The organism is Saccharothrix texasensis, from assembly GCF_003752005.1.
Lineage (GTDB): Bacteria > Actinomycetota > Actinomycetes > Mycobacteriales > Pseudonocardiaceae > Actinosynnema > Actinosynnema texasense.
The window spans coordinates 1,356,403-1,376,251 of sequence record NZ_RJKM01000001.1 but is presented as its reverse complement, the minus strand read 5'-3'; the positions used below and the strand labels follow the sequence as shown (position 1 = coordinate 1,376,251).

At 73.7% G+C, this 19,849-nt stretch carries 11 protein-coding genes; 3 read left to right on the top strand and 8 right to left on the bottom strand.

What is annotated here, in order from left to right; genetic code table 11:
- Positions 1-114 precede the first annotated feature (114 nt).
- Complete coding sequence (locus EDD40_RS05120) at positions 115-3,021, bottom strand: AfsR/SARP family transcriptional regulator (RefSeq protein ID WP_211348091.1); 2,907 nt, start codon at positions 3,019-3,021, stop codon at positions 115-117.
- Positions 3,022-3,384: 363 nt separating this feature from the next.
- On the opposite strand from EDD40_RS05120, the gene EDD40_RS05115 reads away from it, so the two are divergent.
- Genes EDD40_RS05115 through EDD40_RS05100 form a run of 3 tightly spaced genes read left to right on the top strand, consistent with a single transcriptional unit; the run spans position 3,385 to position 7,556 of the window.
- The gene (locus EDD40_RS05115; protein ID WP_123741858.1) at positions 3,385-4,434 is read left to right on the top strand and encodes a GNAT family N-acetyltransferase; all 1,050 of its coding nucleotides are present in this window, start codon (positions 3,385-3,387) and stop codon (positions 4,432-4,434) included.
- Positions 4,431-6,755, top strand: coding sequence for a homoserine O-acetyltransferase MetX (metX, locus tag EDD40_RS42445; protein ID WP_211348090.1), 2,325 nt, complete (start codon positions 4,431-4,433; stop codon positions 6,753-6,755). The genes EDD40_RS05115 and metX overlap by 4 nt, the downstream gene beginning before the upstream one ends.
- Positions 6,756-6,761: 6 nt before the next feature.
- Positions 6,762-7,556, top strand: coding sequence for a class I SAM-dependent methyltransferase (locus tag EDD40_RS05100; RefSeq protein ID WP_123741857.1), 795 nt, complete (start codon positions 6,762-6,764; stop codon positions 7,554-7,556).
- 38 nt (positions 7,557-7,594) lie between these two features.
- Here EDD40_RS05100 and EDD40_RS05095 read toward each other — a convergent pair whose 3' ends face one another.
- The 7 genes from EDD40_RS05095 to EDD40_RS05065 all read right to left on the bottom strand — a co-directional run bounded on the left by EDD40_RS05095 (position 7,595) and on the right by EDD40_RS05065 (position 19,538).
- Positions 7,595-8,320 (bottom strand): gamma-glutamyl-gamma-aminobutyrate hydrolase family protein, encoded by a 726-nt coding sequence (locus EDD40_RS05095; RefSeq protein ID WP_123741856.1) that lies wholly within the window; start codon positions 8,318-8,320, stop codon positions 7,595-7,597.
- Positions 8,317-9,654, bottom strand: coding sequence for an O-acetylhomoserine aminocarboxypropyltransferase/cysteine synthase family protein (locus tag EDD40_RS05090; RefSeq protein WP_123741855.1), 1,338 nt, complete (start codon positions 9,652-9,654; stop codon positions 8,317-8,319). The genes EDD40_RS05095 and EDD40_RS05090 overlap by 4 nt, the downstream gene beginning before the upstream one ends.
- On the bottom strand, positions 9,641-10,711 hold the full coding sequence (locus EDD40_RS05085; protein WP_123741854.1) for a fatty acid desaturase family protein: 1,071 nt from the start codon (positions 10,709-10,711) through the stop codon (positions 9,641-9,643). Before EDD40_RS05085 ends, EDD40_RS05090 begins: the two co-directional genes overlap by 14 nt.
- Before the next feature lie 43 nt (positions 10,712-10,754).
- Entirely contained in the window at positions 10,755-11,915 is a 1,161-nt protein-coding gene (locus EDD40_RS05080; RefSeq protein ID WP_123747776.1) for a type III PLP-dependent enzyme, read from the bottom strand.
- Positions 11,916-12,149: 234 nt separating this feature from the next.
- On the bottom strand, positions 12,150-12,665 hold the full coding sequence (locus EDD40_RS05075; protein ID WP_123747775.1) for a mycothiol transferase: 516 nt from the start codon (positions 12,663-12,665) through the stop codon (positions 12,150-12,152).
- A gap of 103 nt (positions 12,666-12,768) precedes the next feature.
- Positions 12,769-13,902: a glycoside hydrolase family 43 protein gene (locus tag EDD40_RS05070; RefSeq protein ID WP_123741853.1), complete on the bottom strand. Its 1,134-nt coding sequence runs from the start codon at positions 13,900-13,902 to the stop codon at positions 12,769-12,771.
- Between the two features lie 170 nt (positions 13,903-14,072).
- Positions 14,073-19,538: an ATP-binding protein gene (locus tag EDD40_RS05065; RefSeq protein ID WP_123747774.1), complete on the bottom strand. Its 5,466-nt coding sequence runs from the start codon at positions 19,536-19,538 to the stop codon at positions 14,073-14,075.
- Positions 19,539-19,849: the final 311 nt, after the last annotated feature.

Sequence of the window (19,849 nt, the reverse complement as noted above, 5' to 3'; positions counted from 1 at the left end):
GCCCGGCCGGCACTTCTCGACGACGGAAGTCTCGACAACGCCTCTGGACGAGGTCTGGACGGTGAGTGGACGCGCCGCGCACAGGCCCCGGCCCCGCCGGCGCTCATCGGGTGCTCATGCCTGGCTGCGGGTGCTGCCCAGGCCGGTCCGGGCGCGGTCCTGCTCGTCGTGGTCGCCGGTCTCGGTGGCGATCCGCAGCGCGTCGGTGTGCGCGGCGAGCGCCTCGTCCAGGCGGCCCGCCGCCCGCAGGTTCTCGCCGAGGCCGTTGAGGGCGCTCGCCTCCCCGTACCGGTGGCCGATGTCCCGGAACGTCTCGAGGGCGGAGGTGTAGCAGCGGTGCGCCCGGGACCGGTCACCGAGCCGGGTGTGCGCGTTGCCCAGGTTGCTCAGGGTCACCGCCACGCCGTAGCTGTGGTCCAGGCGCTGGAACAGCTCGCGGGCCGCGTCGAGGTGCCGGACGGCGTCCGGGTAGCGCCGCAGGCTCACGCACACGTCGCCGAGGTTGGCCAGCGCGCTGGCCTGCCCGCTCGCGTCGTCGAGCAGGCGGAACAGGTCGAGCGCCCGGTCCAGGCACTCGGCGGCGCGCAGGTGGTGACCGGGGCGGTTGTAGGCGTTGCCCAGGTTCAGCAGCGCCGCCGCCTCGCCGTGCCGGCTGCCCAGCCGCCGGTGCGCGGCCAGCGCCTCCCGGTGCAGCGACACGGCTTCCTCGTACTCGCCGAGCCGTTCCAGGACGATGCCGAGGTGCGACAGCGCGCGCGGGCCGCCGCGTCGCCCGCCGGTCCGCCGGTGCAGCCCGATCGCTTCCCGCAGGTGCCGTGCCGCTCGGTCGTAGTCGCCGAGGAGCCGGTTCAGCGCGCCCAGGTTGGTCAGCGCGACGGCGAGCAGGCCGTCGTCCCCGGCCCGCCGGGCGGCGCGCGTCGCGCACCCGTGGACGGTCGCCGCGTCCGCGTAGTGGCCGCTCTCCAGGTACCGGTAGAGCGTGTTCGCCAGGTCGACCGCGTAGCCCGGCCGGTCGTCCCGTTCGGCGGCGCGGCACAGGGCGACGAGCGTGGGCCGCTCCGCGTCCAGCCAGGCGCGCGCGGCGTCGGCGGTGGCGAACGCGTGCGGTGTCACGGGCGCGTCGGGTCGGTGGGGGTGGTCGACCGGGTACAGCAGGGCCGTCGCCGCCGCCGCGGTGGCCAGGTGGTGGGCGAGCAGCCGGTCGACGGCGGCGAGCCGCTCGGGCGCCGGGTCGTGCTCGACCGCCAGCTCCTCGGCGTAGGCGCGCAGGAGGTCGTGGACGACGTACCGGCCACCGGGCACGGGCCGCACGAGGCTGTTGCGCGCCAACACGTCCAGGGACCGGCGTGCCTCGTCCCGGTCGGTCCCGGCGAGGGCGGCGAGGGCGGGCGGCGTCACGTCCGGGCCGGGGTGCAGGCCCAGCCGCCGGAACGCCCGCGCGACCTCGGGCCGCAGCTGCGGGTAGGACCAGGAGAACACGGTCCGCACGGCGGCGCGGGCGTCGTCACCCGTGTCGAGCACGCGCAGCCGGTGCCGTCGGTCGGCCAGCTCCCGGGTCAGCGCGGCCAGCGTGCTGCCCGGCCGGGACGCGACCAGCTCGGCGGCGATGCGCAGCGCGAGCGGCAGCCGGCCGCACCGCTCGGCCAGCTCGGCGGCGGCGTCGGGTTCCCGTCGCACCCGCTCGCCGATCAGCGCGCGCAGCAGGGCCACCGAGTCCGACGTCGGCAGCTGGTCCACGTCGAGCCGGTGCGCGCCGTGCAGCGCGACCAGACCCGCCAGGCTGTTGCGGCTGGTCACCAGGACGAGGCAGCTCGACGTGCCGGGCAGCAGCGCCCGCACCTGGTCGACCGCCGACGCGTTGTCGAGCACGACCAGCACGCGTCGGTCCGCGAGTTCGGCGCGGTACCTCGCGGCCCGCTGGTCCGGGTCGACCGGCACGTCCGCGCCGGTGACGCCGAGGCCCTCCAGCAACCGGACGAGGGCGTCCTCCGCCGCCACCGGCGACCGCGGGTCGTAGCCGCGCAGGTCGACGTGCAGCTGCCCGTCGGGGAAGTGGGACCGGACCCGGTGGGCCCAGTGCAGCGCGAGCGCCGTCTTGCCCACCCCGGCGGTCCCGCACACGAGGACCACCGGCACCCCGGTCCGCTCGGCGGCGAGCACCCGGCCCAGCTCGGCCAGCTCCGCCTGCCGGCCGGTGAAGCCGGGCACGTCCCCGGGCAACTGGTTCACCCCCGCCGACGCGGGCGCGGCCCCCGTCGGCGAGTCGTCGTCGGGCGCCTCCTCGAGCGCGTCGAGGTACGCGGCGGTCAGCTCGGGTCCGGGCCCGACGCCGAGCTCTTCCAGCAGACGCCGCCGCATCACGTGGTAGGTGTCGAACGCCCGGTCCCGCTGCCCGGCCGCGGTGTACGCCCGGATGAGCAACGCGTGCATCGTCTCGTCGAGCCCGTGCGCCGCGACGTCCTCGACCAGCGCGGGCAGCACGTCGCGCGCCGCGCCGACAGCGGTCATCAGCTCGGCGTGCCGGGCCAGCGCCGCCCGGCGTTCCCCCGCCAACGTGACCACGCCGGGATGCGCGGCGAGCAGCGGCACGTCGGCCAGCGGACGCCCGTGCCACAACCCCAGTGCCCCGGTGAGGAGGTCGGCGGCCTGCCGGGGCTCGTCGTGGGCCACGGAACCGGCTCGGGCGACCAGCGAGCGGAACCGGGCCGCGTCCACCGCCCCCGGTGGCAGGTCCAGCGCGTACCCGTCGCCCACGGTGGGGATGGTCGTGCTGGGGGAGCGGGGGCCGCGGCCGGGTTCGAGCAACCGTCGCAGGTGCTTGACGTGGGTGTGGATGACGTTGGCCGCGCTGGGCGGGGGGCGTTCGCCCCACAGCGCGTCGACCAGCTCGCCCCGGGTCACCGGTCTGCCGTGCGCGAGGGCCAGCAAGGCGAACACGGCCTTGCGGCCGGCCGGACCGAGGGGCAGCGCGGCGCCGTCGCGCCAGGCCCGGACGGGACCGAGCACCTGGACGGCCAGCACCCGTCGCTCCCCACCTGCCGACCGACACGACCCGCGACCCCATCGTGGCACGGCCCCCGAAGCGGCTCCACCGGCCATCCAGGCGATCCCGGCCGGACGAGGGAGGCGGCAGCCCGCAGGGAATGGCCGCCTGGAGGCCTGCCGCACCGCAGCATTCCTGTTGCGGGCACGGGTGTTCCGCGGTAGCCGCCTGTAGTCTGCGACGGTTGCGAACCGGTCCGCTCACTGCCACCGAACGACCGCGTGACCGGTTCAGCACCTGGTGCACGGACGAACAACGCGGCGCATGGGGGAACATTTGCGTGGGGTGACGTTACGGCGGAACGACGCGGTCTCATCGCGGGCCGGGCGGAGGACCGGGGCATGACGACCGCGAGGACCGAGACGGAGTGGTCGCTGCTCGACGAGGTGCCCGAGCGGGTCGTGTCCGGGTGCCTGTACGACTCGCCCGGGTGGCTGCGCATGTGGGAGACGACCGGCATCGAGGGCCGGGCGCGGCACGGCTACGTGAGCGCCGGAGGGCAGGTGCTGCCGGTCTACGCGCTGAGCAGCTCGCCCTTCTGGCACGGGTACGTCACCCAGGCCGGTCAGCAGCAGCTCGGGAGCCGCCACGTCTTCGCGGGCTCCACGTACTCCATGTACACCAAGCGCGACGCGTTCCCGGCCGCCCTGGCCCGCGGCGCCCACGCCACGGCGATGGAGTGGATCGACGCCGGCGAGGCGGACCTGCTAATCGCGCCGAACCTCACCGACACCGCCGCCGCCACGTGGGTGGACGCGGTCGGGCCACCGGTCGGCCGGGTCCTGCTCGACCGCACGTACAGCTCGGACCTGTCCGGCGACTTCGACGACCACCTCGGCCGGTTGCCCCGGAAGCTCCGCATGGACGTGCAGCGGCGGCTGCGGCGCGCGGACGAGCGCGGGCTGCGGATCGACGTGGTCGACGGGCCGGAGGCGCACGGGTTCGTGCCGGCGGCCCTGCCGCTGGTCGTCGGCACCACCGACGAGCACGGCTGGCCCGCGTTGTACGACGAGGACACCCTGCACGCCCTGCTGCGCACGCCGGGCGCGCTGCTCGTCGTCGCGCGGGTGGAGGACCGGGTCGCCGGGGTGTTCTTCGGCTTCCGGCAGGACGCCGAGGTCACGTTCCTGTGCGGTGGCGTCGACTACTCGGGCCTCACCGAGCTGAGCACGTACGTGGCGATGATGTACCGCTGCACCGAATGGGCCTACGCCGGCGGGTTCCGGCGGATCGAGTGGGGCCGGGACAACTACCGGTTCAAGGAGCGGCACGGGCTCGTCGGCGCCGACCTGTGGGCACTGGTGTACTCGCCGGACCCGACGCCCGCCCTGGTCGAGGCCCTGGCCGGGATGCACCGCGTGATCGCGGCCTACGTCGAGGGCAGTGGATGAGCCCCGGCCGGAGCCGCGCCGCGCTGCTGTTCGGCGCGCTGCTGAGCGTCAACGCCTCCTACACGCTGCTCATCCCGTTCGTGCCGGACCTGGAGGAGCGGGCGGGCGCGAACCCGACCGTCGTCGCGTTGACCTTCGCGGTCTTCGCGGGCGCGAAGGCGGCGGCCCAGCCGTTCGGCGGCATGTGGGTGGACCGGTGGCGGCCCGGTGACGTCGGGTGCGTGGCGCTGCTCATCGCGGCGGCGGGCATCGTGGTCACGGCGATCGCCCGCGACCCCGCGACGCTGCTCGCCGGGCGGGCCCTCTGGGGCGTCGGCGAAGGCCTGGTGACACCGGCCCTGTACGCGGGCATGGCCGCGCTGTGCCGCCGTTACGACCTGCCGACCAGCCGGATGATGGGCAACTTCGGGACCTTCGCGGTGGCGGGCTTCCTGCTCGGCCCGCTGGCGGCCGGGATCGCGGCGCCGTTCGGCCTGGACGCGTTGTTCCTGTTCGGCGCGGCGGTGACCGCGGTGACCGCCTTCGGGCTGCGGTGGGCCGTGCCGCGCGACGTGCCGGCGCCGGTCGACGAGGAGCAGGCGGACGACACCGCGGCCGGCACGGCGGCGACCGGCGGCCGGTGGTGGACCTGGGTGCTGGCGCTCGGCGCGCTCGACCTGTTCACCAACCTCACCTACTCGGCGCTGGAACCCGTGCTGCCGCTGTACCTCAGCGCCGACGGCGCGGAGTCGGCGCGTGGCGCGATCTCGCTGGTGTTCGCCATCGGGCTGGCCGCGTTCGGGGTCGTGAGCTGGCTGCTCGGCCGCTACGCGAGCCGGCTCGGGCTGGTGGCGATGGCCGTGGTCGGCCTGGCGTTCGCGGCCGTCGGCACGGCCGGGCTGTACGCGAGCGCCGAGGTGTGGCCGGTGGCGGCGTGCTTCGTCGTGCTGATGGTCGGCCAGGCCGCGCTGTACCTGACCGCGCGCCGGGGCGTCGTCGAGCTGCGGTCGGCCATGACCAGGCAGGGCAAGGCGTTCGGGTTGTTCGGCCTGGTGTCCGACATCGGCAACATCCTCGGCCCGCTGCTGGGCGTGGCGCTGTACGAGCTGACCGGCCGGGTGTCGTTCCTGGTCATCGGCGCGCTCAGCGGACTGCTGCTCGCCGCCCTGGTGGTGGGCGCGCGGAGGTCCCGCGCCGTGCCGGGCCCGCCCGTCGAGGACGGCCACGTGCGGACGGTGGTGCTGTTCGACCGGGCCGACCCGCTGGAGCTGGAGTCGGGTCGGACGCTCGCGCCCGTCACGGTGGCGTACGAGACCTACGGCGAGCTGAACGAGGACCGGTCGAACGCGATCTTCGTCTGCCACGCGCTGACCGGCGACTCGCACCCGGCCGCCCACCACCCGGACGACCGGCCCGGGTGGTGGCGGGACATGGTCGGACCGGGCTGCCCGGTCGACACCGACCGGCACTTCGTGGTGTGCGCGAACGTGCTCGCCGGCTGCTCCGGCACCACCGGCCCGACCTCGCCGGGGCCGGACGGCGGGCCGTGGGGACCGGACTTCCCGCTGATCGGCATCACCGACATGGTCACGGTGCACCGCGCGCTCGTGGCCGAGCTCGGCCTCGGCCGGCTGCGCGCGGTGATCGGCGGTTCGCTGGGGGGCATGCAGGTCCTCGAATGGCTGCTGCGCGCCCCGGACGACGCCGACGACTTCCTGATCGTCGCCGGCACGGCCAGGCACACCGCGGAGAACCTCGCCTGGAACGCCGTCGCCAGGACCGCCATCCGGTCCGACCCGGAGTTCCGGGAGGGCCGGTACCCGCCGGGCGGCGGACCGGCGGCCGGCCTCGGCACGGCGCGCATGATCGGCCACCTCACGTACGTGTCCGAGGACATGCTGGCCCGCAAGTTCGGCCGCGAGCCGCGCGCCGCGAACGGCACGAGCCCTTCGGTGACCACCGGGCCGTTCGCCGTCGAGGGCTACCTGGAGCACCAGGCGGCGAGCCTGGTCGGCCGGTTCGACGCGAACAGCTACCTGTGCCTGATGAACGCGATGGACAGCTTCGACGCGTTCGCCGACGACCGGCCGGTCGCGCCGTTCCGCCGCCGGCCCGGGGTGCACCTGTTCAGCTTCGACTCCGACCGCCTCTACGGGCCGGACCACGCCCGCTACATCCAGGCGAACCTCGCCGCCCGCGGCCTGCCCGCCGAGCACCACCAGGACCACACGACCGACCGCGGGCACGACGCGTTCCTGCTGCGCGTGCCGCCGTACCTGCGGCGGGTCGCGGAGGTCCTGGGCCAGGAGTCGGTCGTGCGCAGCGCGGACGACGCGGGCTGACGCGCCGTGGCGGGTTGGTGGGCGACGGCGTTCGACCGCGACCGCGGCCTGCGCCGACTGCACGAGCAGGCGGCGGGCGTCACGGACGGCCAGGTGGCGTTGATCGAGCGGGAGCTGCACCTGGCGGCCGGCTCCCGCGTCCTCGACGTCGCGTGCGGCACCGGGCGGCACGCCGTGTCCCTCGCGGCCCGGGGGCACCGGGTCACGTGCGTCGACCTGAGCGAGGACTACCTGGACGCCACCCGGCGGCGCGCGGCGGAGCGCGGCGTGACCGTGGACGCGGTGCGGGCCGACATGCGCGACCTCACCGACCTGCCGGCGGCGTCGTTCGACGCGGCCGTGAACATGTACACCAGCTTCGGCTACTTCGACCACGACGAGGACAACGTGCGCTCGGTGGCCGCGGTCGCGCGCGTGCTGCGGCCCGGCGGGCGGCTGCTCGTCGACGTCGTCAACCGGGACTGGTTCGTCCGGAACTTCTTCCCCTCGGAGTTCGCGCCGGGCGACGGGTTCGTCATCCGGGACTACGAGGAGGTCGACGGCGAGGTCGTGCTGCACCAGAACGCGTTCGACCCGCGCACGAGCCGCCTGCGCTGGACGTGCCGGCCGGTCGGCGCGCGGCGGGAGCACGTGGTGGTCGACTACCGGATGTACAGCCTGCACGAACTGCTCGCCGTGCTGCGGGCAGGCGGGCTGACCCCGGTGCGCGCGCTGGGCGGTTACGACGGCACGCCGTACGAGCTGTTCTCACCGCGGCTGCTGTGCGTGGCCGAGGCCGGAGGCGGTCCGCCGGGGGCATGACGTCACCGGCCCCGGAACACGCGGGGCGCCGGCGGCCGTCAGATGACCGCGCGCCGCGCCGCACGGGCCGCGACGGCGGCGCCGAACCCGGTGAACAACGCCACCGACACCAGGTCCGTCGCCGCGTACCACTCGGGATGCCACTGCACGGCGAGGCAGAACGCCGCGCCCTCGGCCGACGCCGCCTCCACCACCCCGTCCGGCGCCACCGCCTCGACCCGCAGGCCGGGCGCGAGCCGGTCGATCGCCTGGTGGTGCAACGAGTTGACCTCGACGCTGGGCTCGCCGAGCAGCCGCCGCAGGACGCCGCCCTCGGTCAGGTGCACCGGGTGCGCGGGCAGGTACTGCTCGTCCCGGGGCAGCGAGAGGTCCTCGGTGTGCCCCGGGACGTTCCGCAGCGTCCCGCCCAGCGCGACGTTGAGCTCCTGCAGGCCCCGGCAGATGCCGAGGACCGGGACGTCGGCGCGCAACGCGGCGGGGATCACGCTCAGCGCCAGCTCGTCCCGGTCGGCGTCGGCCGGCCCCGAGCCCGGCTCGCCGCCGTACCACCGGGGCAGCACGTTGCTCTGGTGGCCGCCGAACACCACGCCGTCGAACCGGTCGACCAGGTGCGCCAGGTCGGGGGCGGGGCCGCCGACCACCACGACGTGGCAGCCGGACACCTGCTCCAGCGCCCGCACGTACACCTCGCGCACCGCCACGTGCGGCACGCCGTCCACCTGCTCCGCGGCCGCCGCGAGGGCGACCAGCGGTTTGCCGGTCACCCGGCCACCGCCAGCGCGCCCGCCAGGTCGGTGATCAGGTCGTCGATGTGCTCCAGGCCGATGGACAGCCGGATCGACCCCGGTGACACGCCGGCGGCGAGCCGGTCCGCCTCGGGCAGCTGGGCGTGCGTGGTGGACGCCGGGTGGGTGGCCATCGACCGCACGTCGCCGATGTTGGTCACGTGCGAGATCATCCGCAGCGCCTCGATGAACCGGGTGCCCGCGGTCAGCCCGCCCGCCAGCTCGAACTGCACCAGCGGACCGCCGTTGCCGCCCGTGTAGCGCCGCAGCCGCTCGACCTCCTCGGCGTCGCCGAGGCCCGGGTGCCGCACCGAGACCACCGACGGCTGGTCGGCCAGGTACCGCGCCACCGCCTCGGCGTTCTCGCCGTGCGCCCGCATCCGCAGCGGCAGCGTCTCGATGCCCTGGATCAGCAGGAACGCGTTGAACGGGCTGAGGCACGGCCCCAGGTCGCGCATCAGCGTCTCGCGGGCCTTGAGCAGGTACGGGCTGCGGCCGAGCGAGCTGTCCAGGTTCGCGCCCGCCTCGGTCCACACCACGTTGCCGTGCGCCGGGTCCGGCGCGGTGAGCAGCGGGTGCCGGTCGGCGTGCCGCGCCCAGTCGAACCGGTCGGAGTCGACGATCAGCCCGCCGAGCGCGCTGCCGTGGCCGCCGATGTACTTCGTCGCCGAGTAGACCAGGATGTGCGCGCCGAACTCCAGCGGTCGGCACACCAGCGGCAGCATGGTGTTGTCCAGCACCAGCGGCACGCCGACGTCCTCGGCGATGGCGGCGACCTCCTCGATCGGGAACAGCCGCAGCTTCGGGTTGGGCAGGGTCTCGCCGAAGTAGCACCGGGTCCGCGAGTCGGTGGCGTCGGCGAAGTTCTCCGGCTTGTCCGGGCTGACGAACCGGGTCTCGATGCCGAACCGGGCGAACGTGTTGGCCAGCAGGTTCCACGTGCCGCCGTACAGCTCGTTGGAGCTGACCAGGTTGTCGCCCGCCTGGCACAGGTTGAGCAGCGCCAGGGTGATCGCCGCCTGGCCGGAGGAGACGGCCAGGGCCGCCGGGGCGTCGTCCACCGCGGCGATCCTGGCCTCCAGCACGTCGCACGTCGGGTTGTTCAGCCGCGTGTAGGCGTGGCCGTCGACGCGCAGGTCGAAGATGTCGGCGGCGGTGGCCGCGTCGGGCAGCTCGTACGCGGCGGTCTGGAAGATGGGCGTCACCACCGGGTCGGTGATGCCCAGGCGCAGCTCGGCGCCGCCGTGCATGACGCCCGACTCCACCCGCCGGTAGACCTTCCCGGCCGACCTCGGCCGCTCAGGCGGCGACATGCGGCTGCTCCGGCTTGTAGGTCATGGACTCCACGATGGCGCTGATGGCGCTCTGCTGCCCTTCCGGTCCCTTGGTGAACAGCCCGCCCAACTGGCGGTCCACCTCCGCGTAGTTCGGGTCGGCCAGCCGCACTTGGCGTGCCTTGCCGAGGTTCCAGAACGGCGTGCGCGGGTCCAGGTGGTGCTCCAGGTGGTAGTTGTCGTTGTGGATGCCGGTGAGGAACTTCTCCCACGTGCGGCTCTTGCGGTTGCGCGTCATGTAGAGGTCCACGTTGGAGTCCCGCACCAGGGGGGTGTGCTCGGACAGCTCGATGTACCAGCCCAGGATCTGGAAGCTGGTCAGGTAGGGCACCACCCAGAACAGCAGCAGTTCGAGCCCCCAGCCCTGCGACACGCACACCGTCACCACGGTCGCCCAGAACGCCCAGAAACCGACGCGGTCGAGCACCCGCTTGCGCTTGCTGATCGGGGTCTGCGGCGCGTCCGCCGACCGCACGCGGCCCTGCTTGAGCAGCCGGTAGCGGTTGCGCACCAAGTACTTCAGGTAGGCCCACGTCTGAGTGCCGAACAACGGCATGATGACCGTGCGGAGCACGTACGCGCGCGGCGAGGACATCTCGTAGGCCCGCTGCTCGATGAAGAACCTCAGGTCCGGGTCACCCTCGGGGTTGCCCAGCTTCGGGTGGTGCGTGAAGACGTGGGAGATCTTGTACGCGTAGTGCTGCTGGAAGATCGGGTAGGCGGTGAGCACCGTGCCGACGAACATCTGCACCTTGCGGTTCGACGCGCCGATGCCGTGCGCGCAGTCGTGCAGGATGGTCGACAGCCCCCGCTGGCGGGCGCCGATCACGAGCACCGCCAACGGGTAGAACCAGTAGGACACGCCGACGCAGAGCCAGGTGCAGAAGGCCATCCACACGAGGTCTTCCAACCAGGCCAGCATCGCGTGCCAGTTGTCGCTGCGGTTGAGCTCCTTGACGCCGCTCTCGACTTCCTTCGGGAAGCGGTACATCCGGTAGCGCTTCCCGTCGAACGCCCAGGTGTACTCGTCGGACATCAGCGGCTCCTCTCCAACGCGAGGCTCTCGCGGCGCACCGGTCTCAGTGGTCGGTGGCGCCGAAGCAGTGGCTGGGCAACGGCGGGAAGCCGTTGAACCCGACGGACGCGTACGGCGTGGTGTAGGCGCCGGTCGCGAGGATGTCGATGTGGTCGCCTGGTCGCAGGTCGACCGGCAAGGACACCGGTGTGCGCTCGTACAGGACGTCGGTGCTGTCGCACGTCGGCCCCGCGAGCACGGCGGGGGCCGCCTCGTCGGCGAACCCCCCGTCCGCGCGGACGGCGACGACGGGGAAGGCGATGGCCTCGTCGTCGGTCTCGACCAGGCCGTTGTAGCGGCCGACGTCGAGGTAGACCCAGCGCAGCCCGTTCTCCCGCTCGGTCACCAGCACGACCTCGGACCGGATCATCCCGGCGTCACCGGGCAGGTACCTGCCCGGCTCGACGATCAGCGCGGGCCGGGTCGGGAAGGACGCCGTGACGGCGCGGTCGATGGCCGCGAAGTAGGTCTGCAGCGAGGGCACGGTCTCCTCGTAGCGGACCGGCAGCCCGCCGCCGAGGTTGAGCAGGTCCAGCTCGACGCCCTCGGCGGCCAGCTTGGCCGCGACGCGCGCGGCGGTGGCGACACCGGTCGCCCAGCTGTCCGGTTCGCGCTGCTGGGAGCCGACGTGGAAGGTGGTGCCGCGCGGCGTGAGCCCGAGCGACACCGCGTCGCGCAGCAGCGCGACCGCGTCGTCCTCGGTGCAGCCGAACTTCCGGCTGATCGGCCACTGCGCGCCGGTCGTGCGCACGATGAAGCGGCAGCAGACCTCCGCGCCGGGCGCGGCCCGCGCGATCTTCGCCAGCTCCGCCGCCGAGTCGACCGAGAAGAGCCGGATGCCGCGCTCGTGCGCGTAGCGGATCGCGGACTCCTTCTTCACCGTGTTGCCGAACGAGATCGACGCCGGGTCGGCGCCCGCGGCGAGGCAGGCGTCGACCTCGCCGACGCTGGCGACGTCGAAGCCGCAGCCGAGTTCCACCAGGTGGCGCAACAGGTCCGGGTCGGCGTTGGCCTTCACGGCGTAGTACACGGCGGCGTCCGGCAGGCCGGCGCGCAGTTCCCGGTACCGGGCGGAGACCACGTCGAGGTCGAGGAGCAGGCACGGCGTCTCGGGCCGGGTGGCGTCGAAGAAGTCGCGGTGCGCCGCGTAGAGCGCATGGTCCACCGGTCGGTCGTCGATCAATGTGAAGCCTTCCACCCCAGGCGGCGACGTGTGGTCCGACCTCGGCAACGTGGCTGCTGACACCGCCGTCGTGACTGGCGGTCATCATGCCGACGCGCCGGACGCGGTGTCAACGAATGCCGACGCCACGACTTCGGAATACCCGCCGGGGTGGAATTCCCCGGTGTCGACAAGGGGTGTCGGCCCGCGAGGCGGCGGGCCCGTGCGGACCGGCGGTCAGCTCTGGGGCAGCACCCCGCGCACGAAGGCGGCCTGGCCGACGTGCTGGAGGTCGTCCTCGATCACGCTGAGCAGCCTGACGGCGAGCGTCACGGGCGGGTCCCACGACTCGTCCACGACCCTGGTCAGGTCCTGGCCGGTCAAGCCCTTCAGGTAGGCCTCGGTGCGCTCGTGCACCGCCCGGTGGTAGTCGCGCAGCAGGTCGGCGGGCGCGTCGACGGCGGCGACCTGCTCGCGGCCGTGGCCGTAGCCGGTGTCACCGGCCGGCAACGACAGGTCGAAGCGCTCCACCCAGCCCTCGGAGGTCCAGACCTGCTCGGCGCCCGCGACCTCGGCCACGTGGTCGTCCTGCACCCGGGTCAGGTGCCAGACCAGCCAGGCGATCGAGTTGGCGGAGCCGCCCACCCGGTGGGTCAGCTGAGGTCCGGTGAGGCCGTCCAGCACGCGCTCCACGGACTCCCGGACCCGCTCGAACCCGTCCGCCAACACGTCCACCGCGGTGACCTCGGCCATGAGCGCCGCCTCCCGTCCGTCGCCGTCCTGCACCGGAGCACGCTACCGCCCGGCCGCGATCCGCGCGGGCCGGGCGGTGGCGCCGGGCACGACCGGGGTGCGGTCACTCGAAGAACTTCAAGCCCCAACCGGTGTCCGAGGTGGCGCCCGGGACGTTGGCCCGCCGGTAGGTCGTGTTGCCCCACCAGGCGAACGTGCCGGTGTACCAGTACCGGTTGTCCCAGTGGTAGGGCGTCCCCTTGGGCACCGCGTGGTACACCAGCGGGAACCTCGGGCCGGCCGGCGGACTGGTCGCGATGTCGCCGTCGAGCAGGACGAACGAGTGGTGGCCGGGACCGTTGACGTACAGGGTGGGGTCCCAGCCGGTCATCATGGTCGCCCGGTTCGAGCCGAACAGGCACCCGTTGGACTTGTACCAGTCCCACACGTGGGTGGGGTCGCCGCCGACGCGCAATCGCAGGTCCGCCAGGCAGTACTGCTCGCTCCAGCTGCCGTTGGCCGAGTACACCACGTGCAACTGGCCGTTGGGGTCCTTGATGACCTCGGGCGCCTCGTTGATGAACGGGTTGCCGACCACCCGCTCCCACGGCTCGCGCGGCTGCGAGATGACGTAGCGGCCGCCGACCGGCGTGAGCGGGTCGGCCATGCGGGTGATGTAGAGGTTCTGCTCGACGTTGGTGGTGCACTCCCAGCCGGACCAGACGAAGTAGCGCAGGCCGTTGAACGTCACCGGCACCCCGTCGATGGCCCACCGGTCATCCGGCAGGGCGAGCCGGACCTCGCCGGTGTAGCCGGTGTCCGGCGAGGTGGAGCTGATCGCGTACATGCGGTGCGCCGCGTCGTTGCCCGCCGTGAAGTAGATGTAGTACCGGCCGCTGTCGCGGACGATCTCGGGCGCCCACACCGAGCCCAGGTTGCGCGCGTCGCGCCAGACGAGGCGTGCGGGCGCGGCGGCCAGCGCGTCCGGTGACGACGCCTGGCGGACCTGGATGCCGCCACCGCCCACCTGCGCCGAGACGTAGGTGCCGCCGACGCGGATCACGCTCGGGTCGGCGGCGCGCAGGCCGGTCCGCCCCAGCGTCGAGAACTGGCAGTCCTCGGCCGCGGCGGGTTCGCCGGCGGAGGCCGGCGGCCCGGCGAGGACGAGCGCGAGGGCGGTGACGAGGGAGGTCGCGGCGGCCGTGAGCCGCCGGGTCCGGGTCGGGGATGGTCCTCGGGTGCTGGAGGAGACGCGCATGGGGCTCCTTGGCGGTGCTTCGGACGCCGACTTCGGGCACGTGCGTGAGAGCGCTCTCGCAGATCGAGGCTAGTACGACGACCGTCCGCCGGGAAGGGACGTCGCGCGGACGGGTCGGGACGTGACGCGGGGGCGGCGCCGTGGCGCCGCCCCCGCTCCGTCGTCCCCCGCTACGCCGGCCGTGACTCCAGGGCCTGGATGATCCGGGGCCGGAGCTCGACGGCCGGGACCACGGCGTCGACCGAACCGACCTCGACCGCGCGCCCGATGCTGTGGATGCGGTCGAACTCGCGCGCGATCTCGCCCTGCTTCTCCGTCCGGACCGCGGCCCGCAGCTCGTCCAGCTCGGCCGTCAGCGCGGCCCGGTCGGCGCCGGTCGCGGCCGCGCTCCGGGCCTCCAGGTCGCGGACCCGGGCGTCGGCCGCGGTGCGGGCCGCGACCTCCCGCGTGAACACCACGGCGGCGGCCGGCGCGCCACCGAGCACGGAGGCGAACGAGCCCTCCACCGCGAGCACGGTCATGTTCGGGTTGAGCGCCTTGGAGAACACCACGAACGCGCCGCCGTGGTACCGGGAGATCACGCAGAACACGATCGGACCCCGGAAGTTCACCACCGCCCGGCCGATCTCCGCGCCGTACTCCAGCTGGAGCTTGCGCATCGACTCGGGCGAGCCGTCGAACCCGGACAGGTTCGCCAGCACCACGACCGGCCGGTTGCCGCTGGCCGCGTTGATCGCCCGCGCCACCTTCTTGGACGACCTCGGGAACAACGTGCCCGCGGTGTAGGTGTCCGGGCCGTCGGTGGGCGGGAAACCGCGCCGCTCCACCGGGCGGGACTCGATCCCCACCAGGCTGACCGGGATGCCGCCCAGGTGCACGTCCTGCACGACCGCCGTCTCGGCGTCGGCCATGCCCGCCCACCGCTCCAGCACCGGCCGGTCCTGGTCGGACAGCGCGCGCATGACGACCCGGATGTCGAACGGCTTCTTGCGGTCCGGGTTGTCCTGCGCGGAGAAGATCTGCCCGACCGTGGTGAAGTCGCTGCCCGCCGCCTGGTGCGGGTAGCCGGTCACGTCGCGGTCGTGCGGGTCGGTCGTCGCCACCCGGCGCGGCCCGTCCTCGCCGGGCTCGACGTAGGTGTGGTCGTAGTAGGCCATCAGCAGGTCCCGGGCCGAGGGCAGGTCCGGCGCCCAGTACTGCGCCTGCCCGTTGGGGCCCATGACCCGGTCGTAGCCGCCGATGCCGAAGTTGTCCTCGGCGGACACGCCGCCGGAGTAGTCCAGCGACTGCTTGCCGGTGAGCACCATGGCCGAGTCGGGCGTCATGACCAGGACGCCCTTGGTGTGCATGAGCATCGTGGCCTCGGCGTTCCAGTACGGCTGGGCGCCGACGTTGATGCCCGCGACCACCACGTTGATCTCGCCGCCGCCCTGGGTGAACTCGACGATCCGCTTGAGCGCGGCCGCCACCCAGTCCATGTTCTCGGTGCCGGACTCCATGGAGATCCGGGCGCCGGCGGACAACGCGTACCACTCCACCGGCACCCGCAGCCGCTCGGCCAGGTCCAGCGCGGCGATCACCCGGCGGCACTCCGGCTCGGACAGCGCGCCGAGGGAGTCGGTCGGGTCGCCGAGCAGCACGACGCGCGTGACGCCCTGCGGGTGCCGCTCGGTCGGGGTGCGGACCACGCCCGCGACCATGGCCGCGGTGTTGCGCCCCTTGGGCCGGTCCACCGGCGCCAGCGCGTGGTTCTCGTCCAGGTCGTACTCGGTGAACTCGCCGATCATGCCGGTGATCTCGTACGGGTACGCGGTGTTGCGGCTGCTCGCGCGCAGCACCTTCTGCCGGTAGCCGTCCAGCGGCGGGATCGGCGCGTCGGAGGGCTCGCCGATGGTGAGCGCCGGGGTGCCGGTGGCACCGAAGGAGATCCGCAGCGCGACCCGCGCCAGCTCGCCGGACTCGCGCCGCTGCCGCAGGATGAACTCGATCTCCTCGAGGCCCGCGCCCGCCGTGGTGGGCAGGATCCGCTTCGCCAGCATCTCCAGCTCGTCGCGGGTGATGTCGCTGGCGGGCCAGACGTAGACCACGATGCGGTTGGTGTTGAACCGCGCGGAGGAGGACCGCAGCGACTGGGCGCGCCGGATCGAGTCCAGGCAGGTGGCCAGCGTGTTCTCCGCGGTCGGCAGCGCCGCGAGGCGGCCGTCCTGGTCGCGCAGGGCCACCAGGTCCCGGATCTGGCTGAACGCCACGATCCGCTCGTCGGCGCGGTTGTCCCGGGCGACGCAGTGGAACAGGTACACGTCCTCGTCGGAGGACGGCTGCCGCGTGAGGTCGAACTCGCGCAGCCGCTCCAGCTGCATCCGCTGGGCGATGTAGGGGTGCAGGCCCCGGATCAGCCGGTCCTCGACCATCCCGGCGTCGGCCACCCCGGACTCGGCCGGGCGGAACGTGACGTGCTGGTGCACGACCGCGCCGCCGCGCCCCGCCACGGTGAGCGTGAGCCTGCGGACCTGCTCGGGCAGCGGGTGCGCGCCGACCACGGCGGCCAGCGCGGCGGCCAGTTCGGCGGCGTCCTCCGGCTGGTCGCGCCACGCCAGGTAGACGTCGGCCTCCGTGGTGCCGGTCCGGGCCGCCAGGGTGCCGAGGCTGCGCAGCGCGTCGCCGAGGTCGTCGTGGCCGGTCGCGGTGGACACCACGGTGAAGTCGGTGCGCTCGGCGATCACGAAGGTGCGGCCCGCGACCGTGTCGGTCCGGATGTCGACCAGGCGGTTGTTGCCGTAGTACCGCCGGGTCAGCACCTCCAGCATCAGCGCGTCGTCGAGCGGGCTGCGCTCCAGGTACTGGCTGAACAGCCGCACGAGCGGCTCGGTGGTCCGCACCATCCGGGCGACCCGCTCGTCGCGGTCCGCCGCGTCCGGGTGCTCGGTCAGGTACCGCACGTGCTTGCGGACCTCGGCGTAGGCGCGGGCCCGGTTGCGGCGCAGCAGCGGCTGGCCGAGCCAGGCGAACACGACGCCGCGCGCGAGGTCGGCGACCGCGGGGAACCGGACCTGGGTGGCCGAGACCAAGTGCTCCAGGGCGAGCCCGACGGTGTCGCGCAGCGCGTCGTCCGGCGGCGCCTCGTTCAGCCAGGACCGCAGGATCGCCGCCACGACCCCCGCGTCGGCGGTGGCCCGCTGCAGAGCGAGGAAGATCCGGAACACGGCGGCTTCCAGCTCCGGCGTGCGGTCCAGGCTGGTGACGCCGTAGTGGGCGAGGGCCTTGGCGAGCCTGCGCTGGAAGCGCTCCGGCAGGCCGGAGCGGTCCACGTCCAGGCTCTGCAGGTAGGTGTGGAAGAACTCGCGGGCGCTGTGCACGTGACCGCCGCCCGCGTCCTCGCCGGCGGGGCGGTTGCGGCTCAGCTCGGCCAGGTCGGCGAAGGCCGTGAGCAGGGCGACTTCCCCGGTCAACGGTCGCCGGCCCGCCTCGGTGGCCTCCCGTCGCGCGTCGAGGTAGTCCCGCAGGACCTTCGCGTCGTCGTGCGGGTCCACGTCGAAGCCGAGCAGCTGCCCGCGCAGCTCCTGCAGGCCGCGGTCGACGCGGTCGGTCAGGGAGGCGGCCGGGAGCGGGGCCAGGTCGAGCTCGACCGGCTGGTCGGCCGCGGCGTCGGCGACGTCGTCGTCACCGAGGGGTTCCAGCCGCAGCAGCGGGGCGCCACTGGCCACCTGGCTGTTGACGGCCACCGCGCATTCCTTCACGCGGGCGCGGAACGGCGCGCGCAGCACCGTCTCCATCTTCATGCTCTCCAGCACGAGCACCGGCGCGCCGGCCTCCACCTCGTCGCCGACCCCGACCGGGGTGGCCACGACGAGCGCGGGCGCGGGGGAGCGGAGCACGCCGCCCTCGTCCCGGCTGACCCGGTGCGCGACGCCGTCCACCTCGATCAGCACCACCGGCCCCGTGGTGCCGATGAGCAGGCGGTGCCGGGTCCCGTTGACCCGGATCTGCCCGGTGTGCAGGTCGATCCGGTCCAGCTCGACGTCGGCGGTGCGGACCTCGGCGCCGGCCTCGATGCCGACCCGGAACCGCTGCGCGCCGACCCGGGTCACCCGGACCCGGTAGGTGACGCCCCGCAGCTTGAAGTCCAGGCTGCGGCCGTACTCGTGCCGCACCTGCGGCCGGCCGCCGAACGCGGTGGACAGCAGCCGCTGCTGCTCGGCGCCCTCTTCCTCCTCGTAGGCCTGGATGGCCGCGGTGGCGACGGCCACGGCGGCGTGGCGCTGCGCGACGAGCCCGCCCTCGCCGCGGACCCGGTCGATCCAGCCGGTGTCCGCGCTGCCGTCGAGGACCTCGGGCTGGTCGAGCAGGTCGAGCACGAAGCTCTTGTTGGTCGCGCCGCCGTCGATGACCACCGTGGTGTCGGCCATGGCCCGGCGCAGCCTGCCCAGCGCCTCGGTCCGGTCGCGGCCGTGGGCGATGATCTTGGCGATCATGGAGTCGAAGTCGGCCGGGATGGTGTCGCCCTCCCTGACCCCGGTGTCCACCCGGATGCCGGGCCCGGAGGGCAGGGAGAGGCGGGCGATGCGCCCCGGCGACGGCGCGAAGTCCCGGTCGGGGTCCTCGGCGTTGAGCCGGGCCTCGACGGCGTGGCCGCGCTCGACCGGCGCCGCGCCCTCCAGCCGGTTGCCCGCCGCCACCCACAACTGGGCCTTGACCAGGTCGAACCCGGTGGTCGACTCGGTGATCGGGTGCTCGACCTGCAACCGGGTGTTGACCTCCAGGAAGGCGAACGCCCGGTCGCCGGGGTGGTAGAGGAACTCCACGGTGGCCGCGCCCCGGTAACCGACCGCGTTGGCCAGCCGCTCGGCGGAGGCCTTGAGGTCGGCGGCCTGGTCGGCGCCGAGCACCGGTGACGCCGACTCCTCGATGATCTTCTGGTTGCGCCGCTGGACGGAGCAGTCGCGCACGCCCAGCGCCCACGCGGTGCCCTGGCCGTCCGCGATGACCTGCACCTCGACGTGCCGGGCGCCGGTGACCAGGCGTTCCAGGAAGACGACACCGCTGCCGAAGGCCCGCGCGGCCTCCTGGCTGGTGCGCTCGTAGGCGTCGGTCAGGTCGGCCCCGCTGGTGACCACCCGGATGCCCCGCCCGCCGCCGCCGGCCGTGGCCTTCAGCATCAGCGGGTAACCGATCCGCTCGGCGGCGGCGAGGGCCGCGTCCAGCGACTCCACTGGGCCCCGGCTCCACGGCGCGACCGGGACGCCGACCTCCTCGGCGAGCAGCTTGGCGCCGATCTTGTCACCGAGCCTGCGCATGGCGTCGGCGCTCGGGCCGACGAAGGCGACCCCGATCTCGTCGCAGAGCGCGGCGAACGCCGGGTCCTCGGCGACGAAGCCCCAGCCCGGCCAGGCCGCGTCGGCGCCGGTCTCCACCAGGGCTGTCTTGAGCACCTTCAGGTCGAGGTAGGGGCGGTTGGACGCGGGCCCGAGGTCGTAGGCGACGTCGGCCTCGTGGACGAACGCCGCGCCGCGGTCCACGTCGGTGTGCAGGGCGATCGTCTCGATCGCCGTGCCTGTCTCCTCGGCCAATTCCCGGGCCGCGTGGATGAGCCGCATCGCGGCCTCTCCTCGGTTGACGATCGCGATACGGCGGAACATCCGACCGGTCATTCCCTTCTGTGCGTGCCTCGAGCCCGTGGTGCTGGTTCAGGTCGCGTCCATGCTCTCCTGAGCCGACCCGCGCTGTGCCGGGGTCGGCCTCGGAAGACTACGGCCAACAGGCCGGTCCGTCCGCGACGGGGGAAGGTCGCCGTCACGGTCACAGGTGCCTCTAGCAGCGCGTTCACCACGACCGCGGTTCGAATCCGCGCCGCGCCCACCGCGAAAACCATACCCCGGAGAAGATCCGGGGTTTCGCGGTCACCGGGTGGTGAGCGGTGCTCGTCAAAGTCGCGGGCCAATGGAATTGG